The sequence below is a fragment of the Streptococcus infantis genome, from assembly GCF_000963255.1.
Lineage (GTDB): Bacteria > Bacillota > Bacilli > Lactobacillales > Streptococcaceae > Streptococcus > Streptococcus nidrosiense.
The window spans coordinates 24,836-40,774 of sequence record NZ_JYOV01000017.1; the positions used below are offsets into that span (position 1 = coordinate 24,836).

Annotated in this window: 14 protein-coding genes; 1 reads left to right on the forward strand and 13 read right to left on the reverse strand. The window is 38.8% G+C overall.

Translation table 11 applies throughout. The features are described 5' to 3' along the window. Positions 1–5: 5 nt before the first annotated feature. The 6 genes from TZ96_RS06615 to eno all read right to left on the reverse strand — a co-directional run bounded on the left by TZ96_RS06615 (position 6) and on the right by eno (position 5,190). Positions 6–437 carry an arginine repressor gene (locus tag TZ96_RS06615; protein ID WP_045763404.1) on the reverse strand — a complete coding sequence of 144 codons (432 nt, stop codon included), beginning with the start codon at positions 435–437 and terminating at the stop codon, positions 6–8. Beyond that, positions 430–1,245, reverse strand: coding sequence for a TlyA family RNA methyltransferase (locus TZ96_RS06620; protein WP_045763405.1), 816 nt, complete (start codon positions 1,243–1,245; stop codon positions 430–432). Before TZ96_RS06620 ends, TZ96_RS06615 begins: the two co-directional genes overlap by 8 nt. Further along, positions 1,238–2,113 carry a polyprenyl synthetase family protein gene (locus TZ96_RS06625; RefSeq protein ID WP_045763406.1) on the reverse strand — a complete coding sequence of 292 codons (876 nt, stop codon included), beginning with the start codon at positions 2,111–2,113 and terminating at the stop codon, positions 1,238–1,240. The genes TZ96_RS06620 and TZ96_RS06625 overlap by 8 nt, the downstream gene beginning before the upstream one ends. Beyond that, positions 2,110–2,322 carry an exodeoxyribonuclease VII small subunit gene (locus TZ96_RS06630; RefSeq protein ID WP_000043228.1) on the reverse strand — a complete coding sequence of 71 codons (213 nt, stop codon included), beginning with the start codon at positions 2,320–2,322 and terminating at the stop codon, positions 2,110–2,112. Before TZ96_RS06630 ends, TZ96_RS06625 begins: the two co-directional genes overlap by 4 nt. Continuing rightward, entirely contained in the window at positions 2,300–3,640 is a 1,341-nt protein-coding gene (gene xseA, locus TZ96_RS06635; protein WP_045763407.1) for an exodeoxyribonuclease VII large subunit, read from the reverse strand. The genes TZ96_RS06630 and xseA overlap by 23 nt, the downstream gene beginning before the upstream one ends. 245 nt (positions 3,641–3,885) lie before the next feature. Next, positions 3,886–5,190 carry a surface-displayed alpha-enolase gene (gene eno, locus TZ96_RS06640; RefSeq protein WP_000022825.1) on the reverse strand — a complete coding sequence of 435 codons (1,305 nt, stop codon included), beginning with the start codon at positions 5,188–5,190 and terminating at the stop codon, positions 3,886–3,888. A gap of 164 nt (positions 5,191–5,354) precedes the next feature. Between eno and TZ96_RS06645 the strand changes: the two genes are divergently transcribed. After that, positions 5,355–5,801, forward strand: coding sequence for a DUF1694 domain-containing protein (locus TZ96_RS06645; RefSeq protein WP_045763408.1), 447 nt, complete (start codon positions 5,355–5,357; stop codon positions 5,799–5,801). Here the strand turns inward: TZ96_RS06645 and TZ96_RS06650 are convergent. The 7 genes from TZ96_RS06650 to pulA all read right to left on the reverse strand — a co-directional run bounded on the left by TZ96_RS06650 (position 5,798) and on the right by pulA (position 15,933). Then, positions 5,798–6,913, reverse strand: a complete 1,116-nt coding sequence (locus tag TZ96_RS06650) for a glycerate kinase (protein ID WP_045763409.1) — start codon at positions 6,911–6,913, stop codon at positions 5,798–5,800. The genes TZ96_RS06645 and TZ96_RS06650 overlap by 4 nt on opposite strands. 16 nt (positions 6,914–6,929) lie before the next feature. After that, positions 6,930–7,571 (reverse strand): phosphoserine phosphatase SerB, encoded by a 642-nt coding sequence (serB, locus tag TZ96_RS06655; RefSeq protein ID WP_045763410.1) that lies wholly within the window; start codon positions 7,569–7,571, stop codon positions 6,930–6,932. A gap of 62 nt (positions 7,572–7,633) precedes the next feature. Then, entirely contained in the window at positions 7,634–9,067 is a 1,434-nt protein-coding gene (gene glgA / locus TZ96_RS06660) for a glycogen synthase GlgA (protein ID WP_045763411.1), read from the reverse strand. Beyond that, the gene (gene glgD / locus TZ96_RS06665; protein WP_045763412.1) at positions 9,064–10,203 is read right to left on the reverse strand and encodes a glucose-1-phosphate adenylyltransferase subunit GlgD; all 1,140 of its coding nucleotides are present in this window, start codon (positions 10,201–10,203) and stop codon (positions 9,064–9,066) included. Before glgD ends, glgA begins: the two co-directional genes overlap by 4 nt. Beyond that, entirely contained in the window at positions 10,193–11,335 is a 1,143-nt protein-coding gene (locus tag TZ96_RS06670; protein ID WP_006151163.1) for a glucose-1-phosphate adenylyltransferase, read from the reverse strand. The genes glgD and TZ96_RS06670 overlap by 11 nt, the downstream gene beginning before the upstream one ends. Next, the gene (gene glgB / locus TZ96_RS06675; RefSeq protein WP_045763413.1) at positions 11,325–13,253 is read right to left on the reverse strand and encodes a 1,4-alpha-glucan branching protein GlgB; all 1,929 of its coding nucleotides are present in this window, start codon (positions 13,251–13,253) and stop codon (positions 11,325–11,327) included. Before glgB ends, TZ96_RS06670 begins: the two co-directional genes overlap by 11 nt. A 397-nt stretch (positions 13,254–13,650) precedes the next feature. Beyond that, a complete protein-coding gene (gene pulA, locus TZ96_RS06680) occupies positions 13,651–15,933 on the reverse strand; it encodes a type I pullulanase (protein WP_045763414.1) in 2,283 nt (760 codons plus the stop codon). Positions 15,934–15,939: the final 6 nt, after the last annotated feature.

Here is a 15,939-nt window from a genome sequence, read left to right on the forward strand (position 1 = left end):
TAATCCTACCAATTTTTAACTTGCTCAAAAATATCTTTGGCTGTTTCTTCACTTCTCAATACCATCAAGATGGAATTATCATCAGCAATACAGCTAAAAATTTGGTCAGAAAAAACAGTCATCAACTGACTCTTGACGAAAATAGTATTTCCTGGAATGACTTGCAAATTGATCATATTTCCCATGCGTTCAGCATGAACAATATTGTTTTCTGCCAATTGCAAGCTTCTAACGATTGATTTTGGTAATTCATAAATGTAAGTATTGTCTTTCAATGGAATTTTTACAATACCTAATTCTTTAATATCTCGGGAGACTGTTGCTTGAGTAGCAGAGATACCTGCTTCTCTCAAGTGTTCAACGATTTCTTCCTGTGTGCCGATTTGATAATCTGTAACAAATCTTCTAATCTTCTCAAGTCTCTCTTTTTTATTCATCTTTAAATTCTCTATGTGCTTTCTCCACTATTTTTTCTATTTCAGAAGTAACCTGATTGATTGCGTGATCTTCTTTTCGCAAATAGGCTAAAAACTCGATATTCCCATGACCACCTTGAATAGGAGAATAATCCAATCCTAAGACTGAAAATCCTTCATCAACTGCCATTTTAGTAACTGATTCTAAAACATTTTGGTGAACTTTGGCATCTCTGATAATTCCATTTTTACCAATCTGTTCTCGACCAGCCTCAAATTGAGGTTTAACTAGAGCTACAACCTGACCTTGATCAGCTAAAATACGGTGCAAAGCCGGCAAAATAAGGCCTAAGGAAATAAAACTGACATCGATACTTGCGAAACTTGGTTCCTGTTCAAAATCAATTTTTTCCGCATAACGAAAATTAAACTGCTCCATACTGACAACACGAGGGTCTTGGCGTAATTTCCATGCCAGTTGGTTAGTACCAACATCAACTGCAAAAACTAGTTTAGCACCATTTTGCAACATGACGTCAGTAAAACCACCTGTTGAAGCTCCGATATCAATGGTCGTTTGTCCCTCAACTGATAGATCAAAAATATCTAGTGCCTTCTCAAGTTTCAAGCCACCACGACTGACATACTTAAGTTTCTCACCCTTGAGTTTCAACTCTGTATCATCAGGAATTTTTTCTCCTGGTTTATCAAATCGTTCGCCATTTAAAACAGCGACTACCAAACCTGCCATAACACCTCGTTTGGCTTGTTCTCTCGTTTCAAATAAACCTTGTTTGTAAGCTAGTACATCTACTCTTTCCTTAGCCATTGATTCTCAAACTTTCTACTATTTTCACAATTGGCTCCTTATCAAAACTCACAACTTGACTAATCTCTTCTAGTTTCGCAGTAGCTTGATCCAAAGTTTGATTGCAAAACGCTATCGCCTGGTCTAATCCCAACAATGCAGGATATGTTGACTTCTCGGCTTGCAAATCTTTCTGGGGTGTCTTTCCTATTTCCTCAAAACTTGCTGTTACATCAAGGACATCATCTCTCACTTGGAAAGCCAGGCCAATCAATTCGCCAACTGTTTTAAGCTGTTTTTGAAGATTTTCATCCAATCCAGCAATGATACCAGCAGCTTGGAAAGGAAAGGCTAATAGTTTACCGGTCTTATTAGCATGGATAGTCTGAAGTCCCTCTAAATTCAAGTGTTTTCCTTCACCTTCCATATCTAACACTTGACCAGCTACCATTCCCATACTTCCAGAAGCAAGTGATAAATTAGCTATTAAATCAACCTTTGTTTGACTCGGTAAATCAGCTTGAGCAATTAAAGCATAGGGATCCAAAAAAAGCGCATCCCCTGCTAAAATAGCTAGAGCTTCACCATACACCTTATGATTGGTCAAACGTCCTCGGCGATAATCATCATTATCCATAGCAGGTAGATCATCATGGATCAAACTTCCTGTATGAATCATTTCTAGTGCCGCTGCAACTTGAGCATGTTCCTGAGTGATAGGCACTTGCAAGGAGTCCAAAACTTCTAAAAGTAAATATGGACGAATCCGTTTACCTCCAGCATGTATGGAATAAAGAACAGCTTCTCTTAAACTGGACGCAAATTGTTGGTTGCCATAAAAGTCTTCAAGAGCTGACTCGACCAAAGCTAGTTTTTCCTGCTTGTTCATACCAGTTCACTTTCTGTTCCATCTTCTTGCATCACCTTGACCAAGGTCTTTTCAGCCTTATCAAGTGTTGCCTGCAATTCTTTGGATAAGAGCATTCCTTTTTGAAATGCAGAAATAGCATCTTCCAAAGCAATTTCACCATTTTCTAAGCTTTGAACAATCGTTTCAAGTTCTGCTAGATTTTCCTCAAATTTCTTTTGTTTTGACATCTCTTACCTCTAAATCTACTTGACCGTCTCGCATCAACAGTGATACTTGGTCATTTTCTTTCAAATCTTTCGCAGAAGCGACTACGACTTCTCCTTTTTTGACAATTGCATAACCTCTGGCTACAATTCTACTAGTATCTAGCATAAGGAGAGCTTCTGATAGGCGTTTTACTTCTGCTACTTTTGCATCATAGGTCACAGCCATCTGGCTTCGCAGCAGTTTCTTTAATTGCTGGATATGATCCTGATAACGCTGGATTTTGATGATTGGTGATAATTGTTCCAAACGGTGGACTTGTTCTTGCACCTTTTGTTGATTACGAACCAATTCGGCATTCAGTCCTTGCTTCAGTCGCAGCTGTAACTGATCTAAGCGTTGTAGATAGCCGTCATATAAACGCTCTGGTTGTCTGAAGATAACTGATTGACTGAGGATTCTCACAGCTTCTTGTTTCTTTGACAAACTATGCTTAACCGCTGTAGTCATGCGTTTTTCTTGATTCTGAAGATAGGTCAAAAGATCTAACTTAGTTACTGGTGTAGCGAGTTCAGCAGCAGCTGTCGGCGTTGCCGCTCTCTTATCAGCAACAAAATCAGCCAAGGTGACATCTGTTTCATGACCTACACTCGAAATAATCGGTAAACGAGATTCAAAAATTGCTCGAACTACAATTTCTTCGTTAAAGGCCCAAAGATCTTCAATGGAACCTCCTCCACGGCCGATAATCAGAACATCTAAATCCTCACGTTCATTGGCTCGAGTTATATTACGAGCAATCTCCTTTGCAGCACCCTCACCTTGAACTTTAGTAGGATATAAGACAATTTCCACACCAGGGAAGCGTCTGCTTACAGTTGTAATGATATCCTGGATAACAGCTCCACTACGGCTAGTTACCACACCTATTTTTTTTGAAAATTGTGGTAAAGATTGTTTAAATCGCTCTTGAAACAAACCTTCTTCTGCAAGTTTCTTCTTAAGTTGTTCAAATTGGATAGCCAAGGCACCAACACCATCAGGTTCAGCTTTTTCAATAATAATCGAATAGCTTCCACTTGGCTCATAGAGTTGGACACGACCAACCACATTGATCTTCATACCTTCTTCCAAATCAAAACCTAGTTTCTGATAAATACCTGACCAAATGGTTGCCTGAATAACCGCTCGGTCATCTTTAAGAGAAAAATACTGATGGGTTGGACGCTTACGGAAGTTAGAGACTTGACCAGATAAATAGACCCGTTCCAAGTAGGGGTCTTTATCGAATTTCATTTTTAAATACTTGGTCAAAGTTGTAACCGATAAATACTTTTCCATCTCTACCTCCTTCTTTTCTCTAGTTTTTCCTGGGTATTATTATACCAAAAATATGCTTAAAAATCTTGATTTCCCACTTAGAATGGCAAAAATACAGTTTGTTTGTGCAAAAGTTTTGCCCCTTTTTTGCCCCCTGAACAAAGAAAAAGCCCTTCGGATAAAATCCGATGGGCTTAAAACTTGTTTAATCAAGAGCCGAACTTTTGAGTTTCAAGGTTCGGGATAAAATAGTTCACTGAACTATTTTATTTCTTAAGGTTGTAGAATGATTTCAATCCACGGTATTCAGCTACTTCACCAAGTTGATCTTCGATACGAAGCAATTGGTTGTATTTAGCGATACGGTCAGTACGTGAAAGTGAACCAGTCTTGATTTGTCCTGCGTTAGTTGCAACTGCGATGTCAGCGATTGTTGAATCTTCAGTTTCACCTGAACGGTGTGATACAACGGCAGTGTAACCAGCTTCTTTAGCCATTTCGATAGCGTCGAATGTTTCAGTAAGAGTACCGATTTGGTTAACTTTGATAAGGATTGAGTTAGCAGCGCCTTCAGCGATACCTCTTTCAAGGTAAGCAGTGTTTGTTACGAAGAAGTCATCACCAACCAATTGAACTTTACCACCAAGACGTTCAGTAAGAGCTTTCCATCCATCCCAGTCGTTTTCGTCCATACCATCTTCGATAGTGATGATTGGGTATTTGTTTACCAATTCTTCAAGGTAGTCGATTTGTTCTGCAGAAGTACGAACAGCTGCTCCTTCACCTTCGAATTTAGTGTAGTCGTAAACTTTACGTTCTTTATCGTAGAATTCTGATGATGCACAGTCAAATCCGATAAATACGTCTTTACCTGGAACATAACCAGCAGCTTCGATAGCAGCAAGGATAGTTTCAACACCGTCTTCAGTTCCTTCGAAACGAGGAGCGAATCCACCTTCGTCACCTACGGCTGTTTCAAGACCACGAGATTTAAGGATTTTCTTAAGAGCGTGGAAGATTTCAGCACCCCAACGAAGAGCTTCTTTGAATGTTGGTGCACCAGCAGGTACGATCATGAATTCTTGGAAAGCGATTGGAGCATCTGAGTGAGAACCACCGTTGATGATGTTCATCATTGGAGTTGGAAGAACTTTAGTGTTGAATCCACCAAGGTAGCTGTAAAGTGGGATTTCAAGGTAGTCAGCAGCAGCACGAGCTACAGCGATAGACACACCAAGGATTGCGTTAGCACCCAATTTACCTTTGTTAGGAGTTCCGTCAAGTGCGATCATAGCACGGTCGATAGCTTGTTGGTCACGTACATCGTAGCCGATGATTGCTTCAGCGATGATGTTGTTTACGTTGTCAACAGCTTTTTGTGTACCAAGACCACCGTAACGAGATTTGTCACCATCACGAAGTTCAACTGCTTCGTGTTCACCAGTAGAAGCTCCTGATGGAACCATACCACGTCCGAAAGCACCTGATTCAGTGTAAACTTCTACTTCAAGTGTTGGGTTACCGCGTGAGTCTAGGACTTCGCGAGCGTAAACATCAGTAATAATTGACATTTTTTACTCTCCTTATTGAGTTAAATTTTTTACACCTCTATGATACCTTAAAAAGACTCCTTTTTCAAGGAAAAACGTTATCTTTGTGCAAATTTTCCTTAAGTTTATAAAGTAATCGCTTTCTTTCATCTGTTTTCTCCTTTATTTTATGATATACTATTTTTATGACTGATGTATCTAAACAAATCCTAGAAAAGGCCAATGGTGGTCTTAAACTAAATCCTGATGAACAAAGACGTTTTCTCGGAACATTTGAAGAACGTGTCCTTGGCTACGCGGACCTTGAAACAGCTGATGATGATAAATTTAAAAATGGTTTTTTAACAATTATAGAAACCTTTAAAAAAGAGACTCAACCTCTATTTGTCAAAATTTCTCCTCAGGTAGAGTTTGATAAACAAGTTTTTTATCTGAAACAATCCAAAGATGCTGACTGCCAAGCGACCATCGTTTCTGAAGATCATAACTCTTCTCCTTTTGGCCTAGTTATCCATAGCGATGCCCCTGTTCAAACAAGTGAAAAAGACCTCAGAAAGGCCTTTTCAGACTTATGGCAGGAAAAAGAGATGAAAAAAGCTCCTACTTCTCTTTGGAAAAAGTGGTTTGGTTAATTTTTCTTCAAAGCTAAAATTTGACCAATGTTTGCAGCTGTATCTTCTAAATAGATAGCTGCATTTTTTAAACTATCTTCTAATGGTTCGCTTTTCTCTAATATTGAAAAAGCAGCTATGACATTCTCAAATGGTAAAGGAGGTAAATCCTCAGCTAAACTACCACAAATAGCAATAACTGGAACACCATCTGGTGTTCTTTTTGCTATTCCAATTGGCGCCTTACCAGATAAACTTTGAGAATCTAACCTACCTTCACCAACAATAACTAGATCTGCATCTGCAACATTTTTATCAAAATTGATTATATCTAGACAGGTTTGAATACCAGATACAATCTCTGCTCCAGCAAAGGCACACAAGCCAGCTGCAATACCACCACCTGCTCCAGCACCATCCAATTTTAACATTTCAGGTGCAACTTTGTGGTAAAAGTTTTCAATAGCATCATCAACTTTTTGAAATTGAGCTGGATTTAATCCTTTTTGCTTTCCAAATGTATAGGTAGCACCGTGAGTTCCACAGAGTGGATTGGTCACATCTGCTAAGATTTTGATACGCACATCAGAAGGAATAGATATAACTTTCTCCTTTGAGATATCAGTAATTTCAAACAAAGACTGACCAATAGCTAGAAGTTCAGCTCCATTTTTGTCATAGAACTGGTAACCAAGTCCTGAAGCAATACCAATCCCACCATCGTTACTGGATGTCCCACCAACTCCTATATAGATTTCTTTCATTCCTTGTTCGATTAAATATAGGATCAGTTGACCAATCCCCTTTGTTTGAATCTTTAGTGGATTTCGTTTTTCAACAGGAATTTTAGCAAGCCCAACTAAATCGGCCACTTCGAAAAGAGCAAGTTCTCCTTTTTGAACATAAGTCATTTGAACTTCATCTCCAAAGGGACCCGTCACTAAAGCAGTTTTTTCTACAAGACCAAGTGAATTTTTAATGGCATCTACTGTTCCTTCCCCTCCATCGCCAACAGGTAAGAGCAAACATTTCGATTCAGGTAGAACCTTTTTAAAACCTCGTTTAATAGCTTTAGCTACTTCACTTGCAGGGAGACTCTCCTTAAAAGAGTCAGGTGCTATAACAATTTTCATACACTCATCTTTCTAATCAAAGGAAATCTATCAGATTCAATACTTTTGTTAAATCTCTATCTTCAATTTGAAGGGGAATTTCCTCTTTCACGATTTCTTTGGCACAGAAGCCAATGCCGATTCCAGCTCTCTTCAACATCGCTAAATCATTAGCACCATCTCCAATAGCAATTGTTCTATCAATTGGTACCTCTAATTCATCAGCCCATCTTACTAGGGTTTCTTTTTTAACTTCTCTGCTGATAATAGGACCAACAAGATTTCCAGTTAAATGGCCATCTCTGATTTCCAGTTGATTAGCAGCAAATAATGAAATCCCTAAATCTTTTGCTATTCTTTCAACAACAGGTGTAAATCCACCCGAAACTAAACCCACTTCTATCTGATTTTTTTTTAGAGTGTTAATAAATATCATAGCATTTTTACTAAGATGTAGTTCATGATAAATCTTATCAAAAGTATCTACAGATAATCCTTTTAATAAAGAAGCTCGTTTTCTCAAGCTTTCTTCAAAATCTAGTTCTCCCCTCATAGCTTGAGCTGTTAGAAGGGCTACTTCTTCTTCACAATCTGCCTCTTTCCCTAATAAATCAATAACCTCTTCTTCTATCAGTGTCCCATCTACATCCAGTACACAGAGTCCTTTAATTTTTTTCATATAATTGCCTTACTTTCAGAATCTCAAAAAATCGTATGAAGGTATCATACGATTTTAACTATTTAGTTTGCTAAACTGTGATACAAATCAAGATATGACTTGCAGGCTGTATCCCAAGAGAAATCACATTCCATAGCTTGAACTTGCATATTTTTCCAAACATCAGGATGGTTGTGATAAACATCCAAAGCTGTTTGCAATGCCCAGTTGAGCCAGTATGGAGTTAGGTTGTTAAAGCTAAAGCCTGTACCTGTTCCTTCAATTGGATTAAAGGCTTGAACAGTATCTCTAAGTCCACCCACCTCGTTTACTAAAGGAAGTGTACCATATCTCATGGCCATCATTTGTGAAAGTCCACACGGTTCAAAACGACTTGGCATGAGGAAAATATCACATGCTGCATAAATCTCTTGAGCTAATTTCACGTCGAAAGTAATATTGGCAGAAAGTTTTTCTGGGAATACTTGACTAAACCAAGAGAAAGCTTGTTCAAATCCTGGATCTCCAGTTCCCAAGAGAACAATTTGAATATCCTCTTGAAGCATACGATGCAGGCTTTCAACTACCACATCAAAGCCCTTCTGACGAGTCAAACGTGACACGATACCAATCATTGGCACATCAGGACGTACTGGAAGACCAACTCTTTCTTGAAGTTTCGCTTTATTTTGAGCTTTTCCTGACAAATCAGTTTTATTAAAATGATACTCAAGTAAAGCATCCGTCTCTGGGTTGTACAAATCTGTATCAATACCATTAACAATACCTGAAACCTTACCAGATTCCATACGAAGAATCTGATCAATACCGCAACCAAACTCTGTAGTCATGATCTCATAAGCATAGCTCGGTGACACGGTTGATACACGATCAGCATAAAGAATACCAGCCTTCATCCAGTTAAGACAATCATTCCAACGAACTGTTCCATCAGCGTAGCGCTCAAATCCAACCCTGAACAAGTCCCAAAGCATACTCTCAGAAAATTGACCCTGAAATTCTAAGTTATGAATGGTCAAAACAGTCTTGATCCCTTGGTAAGCTTGAATCCATCTGTATTTTTCTTTTAACAAGAACGGGATCATTGCTGTATGGTAGTCATGAGCGTGGAGGACATCAGGGATAAATCCGATACGCTCCATAGCTTCAAGGGCAGCAAGTTGGAAGAAGGCAAAACGTTCACCATCATCGAAATCTCCATAAACATGTCCACGGAAGAAATAATATTGATTGTCGATGAAGTAGAAAGTAACACCGTTTAAAACAGTTTTCTTAATTCCACAAAATTGTCTGCGCCAACCAACATAGACTTCAAATTGAAGGACATCTTCAATTTGATCACCAAACTTGGCTTCAACCATGTCATAGTAGGGTAAGATAACAGCAACTTCATGCCCAGCTTTTACTAATGATTTTGGAAGTGCTCCGATAACGTCTCCCAATCCACCTGTTTTTGAAAAGGGAGCTCCCTCTGCTGCTACAAATAAAATTTTCATGAAAGGACATCCTCTGTTACTTTTTCGCCTTTTTTGATGATAACAGGGTTTTCTGCTGTACCTCGAACGACAACTCCCTCAGCTATTTCAGCACCCTTATCAACAATTGCATACTCAACTTGTGCACCTTTTCCAACGACAACGCGAGGGAAGATAAGAGATTCTTTAACCAAGCTGTCTTTATTGATACGAACATTACGCGAAATAACAGATTTAATCACTTCGCCTTCAACGATACTACCAGAAGCAAATTGAGAAGTGTTTACTTTTGAACCCGGTGCATAGTAAGTAGGCTCTTCGTTTTTAACTTTAGTGTGAATCTTTTGATTTGGCGAGAACAAAGAGTAGAATTTATGCTGATCAAGCATATCTAAATTAGCTTGGTAATATGTTTCTACTGAATGAATATTGGCTAGGTATCCTGTGTATTCATATGCAAAAGCACCTTCTTTGGCTGCCAAATCGCGAAGAACATACCGTAATTTTTCTGGATATTCTTTTTGGGCTTCTTCTTCCAAACGCTTAATCAACCATTGAGTATCTACAACGAAGATATCTGTTGACATGTTGTAAAAATCTTGGTTTGATTTTTTATCAAAGAGTTTGTGTGAAAGTACGTGGTCAGTTTCATCAATATCAAGGATTGCATTTACTTCTGAAATGACCTTCTTAGGCAATTTCTTATAAACAACTGTAATTGGTGATTTTGTTGTATTATGCAAATGGAAAACTTGATTGAGATCAATATTCACCAAAACATCAGAGTTCAGGGAAACTGTTTGGTCTGAACCTGAACGTTTTAAGTAAGTTAAGAGTTGTTTATAGTACTCTTTTCCAACAGTACTGCTCTCTACACGAGTATTGTAGATTCCAAGATAGTAGTGGCTAAGAAGTGTATTCAAGCCCCACTCACGTCCTGAACGAATATGGTCAAATACAGAGCTGATGTTATCTTGTTGGAAAATTCCAAAGATACTACGAACGCCTGCATTAGCTAAACTTGAAAGCGGGAAGTCAATCAAACGATACTTTCCTCCAAATGGTAAAGTTGCCACTGGACGGTTACTTGTCAAGGTTGACATATCATGGAAACCAACGGTATTTCCTAAAATCGCTGAATATTTATCAATCTTCATCTGTTGCTACCCCCACTACTTCATTATATCCGACTACTTGTACTTCTTCTGTACCATCAATTTCTACACCATCGGCAATGACTGCTCCTTCACCGATGATAGCACGTGTAATTTTAGCACCTCTACCGATAACTGCTCCACTCATAATGACAGAATCAACGACTTCTGCTCCCTTACGAACTTGAGCAGCTGTAGAAAGAATAGAATGTTTCACAGTACCATTTACGTAACATCCATCTACTACTAGAGAATCTTCTACATGAGCATGTTCTCCAATAAAGTTTGGTGGAGCGATAAGGTTACGAGAATAAATCTTCCATTGACGGTTACGGCTATCTAGAGCATTCTCTGGAGAGATGTATTCCATATTTGCTTCCCAGAGTGATTCGATAGTACCAACGTCCTTCCAGTATCCATTGAATTCATAAGCATAGACACTCTCGCCTGTTTCAAGATAATTTGGAATAACATTTTTACCGAAGTCTGACATATCTAGGTTGGCCTTTTCAGCTGCAACTAGCATATTACGAAGTCGTTTCCAGTCAAAGATATAGATACCCATTGATGCCTTAGTTGATTTTGGTTCAGCTGGTTTTTCTTCAAACTCAACAATACGATTATTAGCATCTGTATTCATGATACCAAAACGGCTAGCTTCTTTTAGTGGTACATCCAAGACAGCAACTGTCAAGCTGGCATTATTGTCCTTGTGTGATTGGAGCATATCATCATAGTCCATCTTGTAGATATGGTCACCTGAAAGGATCAAAACATACTCAGGATTGATACTGTCGATATAGTCGATGTTTTGGTAAATGGCATGACTTGTACCTTCAAACCAACGATTTCCTTCACTTGCAGAGTAGGGTTGAAGGATAGAAACACCTGTGTCAATACCGTCTAGACCCCAACTAGAACCATTACCAATGTGGCTATTGAGAGCTAGTGGTTGATACTGTGTAATAACCCCAACATTATGGATACCAGAGTTGGCACAGTTTGAAAGAGCGAAGTCAATGATACGGTAGCGCCCACCAAATTGCACGGCAGGTTTAGCAATGCTTTGAGTGAGTTTACCGAGACGAGTTCCTTGCCCACCAGCAAGGATTAAAGCTAGCATTTCATTCTTCATTTTCTACTCCTTTTTGAGTTTTATTAGCGACTTTTTTAGTAGGTTTTATGCGACGTTTGATTTTCCAAATACTTGCTCCCATAGCTGGCAAGGTAAATGTCAAAGTCTGCTCATAATCCTTCCACAATCCTTCTTGAGTTTGAACTGTTTGGTTATGCTCTTTCCACACACCACCCCATTGTTCTAACTCTGTATTCCAAATTTCTTCATAAATCCCTGCAACTGGAAGACCAATTGTAAAATCAGGACGTTCAACTGGTGCCATATTAAAGACACAGACTAGCATCTCGCCTTTCTTGCCCTTACGGATAAAGGAAAGAACACTCTGATCTCTGTTATCCGCATCAATGATTTCAATACCATCGTAACTTGTATCAATTTCCCAAAGACAACGGTGATCTTTATAAAGCTGATTCAACTGTGATGTAAAGTATTTCATCTTGGCATTCATTGGATCTTCTAGGTTAGACCACTCTAATTGCTCTTCTGATTTCCACTCTAAGAATTGACCAAATTCGCTACCCATGAAGAGTAATTTCTTACCAGGGTGACAAATTTGATAAGTGTAGAGGTTTCTCAAACCAGCAAATTGATTGTAACGATCACCCCACATCTTATGCATCATACTCTTCTTACCGTGGACAACCTCATCATGTGAGAATGGTAGGAGATAATTTTCATTAAAGACATACATGAAGCTGAAGGTCACAAGATTAAAGTCATACTTGCGGTAAATTGGATCTTCTTCGTAGAAACGTAGGATATCATTCATCCAACCCATGTTCCACTTGTAGTCAAATCCAAGTCCACCCATTTCCTTCATGCCAGTAATCTTGGTACCTGAAGAAGACTCCTCTGCAATCATCATAACATCCGGATGAGCTAGCTTAATAACATCGTTCAAACGTTGTAGGAAATAATATCCTTCATAGTTGAGATTGCCACCGTCTTTATTTGGTGTCCATGGAGCATTGTCATAATCTAGATAGAGAATATTACTTACGGCATCTACACGAATCCCATCTAGGTGATAGAAATCAATCCAGAACTTAATACTAGAAATCAAGAAAGATTGGACTTCATTTTTACCAAGGTCGAAGTTGAGTGCTCCCCAACCGTAGTTGTTAGCCTTATTATGATCTTGGTATTCAAAAGTTGGTGTACCGTCGTAGTATGCCAAAGCGTCATCATTGATTGTAAAGTGACCTGGCACCCAGTCCACAATTACACCGATATTGTTGATATGACATTCCTCAACGAAGTCTTGAAACTCTTCAGGACGACCATAGGCATGCTCTAAAGCGAAGTAGCCCATGAGCTGATAGCCCCAACTCAAACCGAGAGGGTGAGCCATCAGAGGCATAAACTCGATGTGAGTATAGTTCATCTCAACGAGATAGGGAATGAGCTCTTCTTTGAGTTGAGCAAAGCTATAAGGTGTTCCATCAGGATTTCTCTTCCAAGATCCTGCATGTGCCTCATAGATATTGACCGGTCTTTCGAAAAATCCCCAACGTTTTCTGCGAGCTAACCAGAGACCGTCCTTCCATTTTTTCTCAGGAATTTCTGTTAAAACTGCCCCTGTTCCTGGACGAGCTTCATAGCGTACTGCCAAGGGATCAATCTTCATAAGCTGATGACCATTAGCACGAGTAATATGATATTTATAAATATGTCCTTCTTGAGCTAAAGTTGTAAAAACTTCCCAAACTCCAGATTCATTACGAACCATGGGGATTTGATTTTCAACCCAGTTAGTAAAATCACCAACTAGATGGACAGCCTGCGCATTTGGCGCCCAGACACGGAATGTATAGCCATACTCACCGTCTCTTTCTTCACGATGCGCACCTAAATAGTGTTGAAGATGGAAATTTTCGCCACTAGTAAAAGTTCTTAAAGCCTCAAATTTATCCATTGAATCCCCCTTTTATTGTAAGCGTTTTCTATGTATCTATTATACTATCTTTTAAGAAAACTTTCAACTAATTTCCGAATTCTACAAAAATTTTTTTCGAAAATCTTCATATATTTATCTTAACATTTCTAAAATTTTCATAAATGATGATAAGCAGTGAAATTTTCTATCAGCTACTGTTACAAAAATAACTTTCATTATCTATATATAAAATAACTCACTTAAAAACTGAACGTTTTTGTTTTTCGATAACATAATATTCGTAGATAACTCTTTTAATATAATTTTACCAAATTTTCTGAAATTTTCAACTATTTATAGTAATAGTTCCATTTTTATTTTTATGTCTAGGAATATAAAAAAACTCAAGCATAAATCTTGAGTCTTTGGTTAATTTTTAAGATAAAACATTCATAACTGCCACACTGACATCGTCAATGGCATTTTCTTGGTTAGAACGGCTATTGGTTACCAACATTTCTAGGTTTCCTGCATTTTCATAGTAATAGGAAGCCCCTTTAGCATTGAATACAACCAAGAAGTGCTCTTCGCCACCATGAATCTCATAAACAATCCAACCACTATTTTCAATGGCTGTATGAACAAATACATGACGGTAGACTTCTTCATAAGTAGGGTATGAAAAGGCACTGTTTTGTGTTTTAAGTCGGATAATCTGACGAACAAAATCGATACTATCTTGACGCTCATTGATCAAATCCCAGTTGACTTGGTTGACGCTATCAGGTGCATTGTAACTATTCATAGCTCTCTCACGATCTGCGTGAGTCAACTCGCCATTTTCTCCTGTAGCTACAAGCTTGGTACGGCCAAACTCTTGCCCCAACTCCATGAAGGCCATCCCTTGCATGAGAAGGTTCATGGCTGTCGCTGTTTCTACTTTCTTCATGATACGTTTTTCACTCTCCGTTGGATGAAGGGTTTTAAGCAAATCATGCAAATTGTAGTTATCGTGGGCTTCTACATAGTTAAGAACCTGATTCGGGCTGAGGTAAGAACCCAGTTCTCGGCTTCCAAGGATAGCCTTTGCGACGATCGGCTCAGTACCTGCACCACTGACAAAACCAGATTTGATAGAACCATAGACTTCACAACCTTTAACCGCATCACGTTGATTATCATTAAAGAATCCAATGTTTGGCAATTGATAGGCATTATCTTTCTTAGCCTTATCATAAGGAGCAAGACCAGTTCCCATATCCCATCCTTCTCCATAAAGGATGATTTTAGGATCGACTTCATCCATAGCCCATCGGATCATCTGCATGGTTTTAATGTCATGAATTCCCATCAAGTCAAAGCGGAAACCGTCAATATTGAATTCTTTTACCCAGTAGAGAAGAGAATCAATCATATATTTACGGAACATTTCATGCTCACTGGCAGTTTCGTTACCGACTCCTGTTCCATTTTGGTAAGTTCCATCATGGTTCATTCGATAATAATAATCGGGAACCGTTGTTTGGAATGGCGCATCCACCGTTGAGAAGGTGTGATTGTAAACAACATCCATAATAACACCGATACCAGCAGCGTGATAAGCTTGAACCATAGCTTTCAAATCACGGATAGCTTGACCTGGATCATTTGGATTTGTAGACATGCTAGTTTCTGGAGCATTGTAGTTTTGTGGATCATATCCCCAGTTATAAGTTACATTTCCATCTGCGTCGTATTCTTTATAACGGTCAGCAATTGGTTGCAGCTGAACATAGTTGACACCAAGTTCTTTAATGTAATCAAATGCAGTCGACTGACCATATTGGTTAACTGTTCCAGTTTGCGCTGCACCTAAGAAGGTTCCTCTTAATTCTGGTGCAACACCAGATGTTTCAGACTTAGTCAGATCACGGATGTGCATTTCATAAATGACTGCTTGGCAAGGATTTTCCAAACGCCAAGTTGCTTCTGTACCATGCTTGACCTCAAAGCCTTCAACTTGACGATCTTGGTTTGAAACGATGGCTGAACGTTTTCCATCAGGACTTGTCGCTATTGTATATGGATCACGAGTTAATGACTGGTGATGAGGAAAGTCAATTTGATAATGGTAGGCACGACCTGCTAGGTTTTCTGGAACTGTTAAACTCCAAACACCAATGGTATTATACTTGTGGCTATAGGAATAACTATTTCCTCGCTCCATTTCAAAGATTTTAAGGATAGGAGCGTCATTCTTCGCTGATTCATAGACTACTACTTGGACAGAAGTAGCTGTTGGTGCCCATAAGCTAAAACTTGTTTCATTTTCAGAAACTTGACATCCCAACTCTCCTTGATAACCCCAATGGTGATCGAAACTCGCACTATTGATTGCCTTGTCAAAAGCAAAAGGATTTTGGTCTTTATAGTGGGGACTGGCAATAGCTGGATTTTCAGAATAATAAACTGTATCATCTCCATCCAAAATCCAAACCTCTGTCAAAAGTGGATAGTAATTGAAGCGAATAGGATATTCTTTGCTGACACCATCTTTTTCAACAGTAAAAGTCATGGTCTCAAGGGCTACTTCACTCGATTGAGTCAGTGAAAATTTGGCACCAAAATATTCTTCTTCTTTGATAAGCTCTACTGAATCTACTGTTTTTTTACTGAAACTACAAGCCTCGTAGGCTTCATCCTTGCGATGGTAATGAATAAGTACAGGATAATTGTACATGGTTCT

Bases quoted from the DNA above. Each gene is read 5' to 3' on its own strand.
- TZ96_RS06615 (WP_045763404.1), bottom strand. From the start codon at position 437: ATGAATAAAAAAGAGAGACTTGAGAAGATTAGAAGATTTGTTACAGAT.
- TZ96_RS06620 (WP_045763405.1), bottom strand. From the start codon at position 1,245: ATGGCTAAGGAAAGAGTAGATGTACTAGCTTACAAACAAGGTTTATTT.
- TZ96_RS06625 (WP_045763406.1), bottom strand. From the start codon at position 2,113: ATGAACAAGCAGGAAAAACTAGCTTTGGTCGAGTCAGCTCTTGAAGAC.
- TZ96_RS06630 (WP_000043228.1), bottom strand. From the start codon at position 2,322: ATGTCAAAACAAAAGAAATTTGAGGAAAATCTAGCAGAACTTGAAACG.
- xseA (WP_045763407.1), bottom strand. From the start codon at position 3,640: ATGGAAAAGTATTTATCGGTTACAACTTTGACCAAGTATTTAAAAATG.
- eno (WP_000022825.1), bottom strand. From the start codon at position 5,190: ATGTCAATTATTACTGATGTTTACGCTCGCGAAGTCCTAGACTCACGC.
- TZ96_RS06645 (WP_045763408.1), top strand. From the start codon at position 5,355: ATGACTGATGTATCTAAACAAATCCTAGAAAAGGCCAATGGTGGTCTT.
- TZ96_RS06650 (WP_045763409.1), bottom strand. From the start codon at position 6,913: ATGAAAATTGTTATAGCACCTGACTCTTTTAAGGAGAGTCTCCCTGCA.
- serB (WP_045763410.1), bottom strand. From the start codon at position 7,571: ATGAAAAAAATTAAAGGACTCTGTGTACTGGATGTAGATGGGACACTG.
- glgA (WP_045763411.1), bottom strand. From the start codon at position 9,067: ATGAAAATTTTATTTGTAGCAGCAGAGGGAGCTCCCTTTTCAAAAACA.
- glgD (WP_045763412.1), bottom strand. From the start codon at position 10,203: ATGAAGATTGATAAATATTCAGCGATTTTAGGAAATACCGTTGGTTTC.
- TZ96_RS06670 (WP_006151163.1), bottom strand. From the start codon at position 11,335: ATGAAGAATGAAATGCTAGCTTTAATCCTTGCTGGTGGGCAAGGAACT.
- glgB (WP_045763413.1), bottom strand. From the start codon at position 13,253: ATGGATAAATTTGAGGCTTTAAGAACTTTTACTAGTGGCGAAAATTTC.
- pulA (WP_045763414.1), bottom strand. From the start codon at position 15,933: ATGTACAATTATCCTGTACTTATTCATTACCATCGCAAGGATGAAGCC.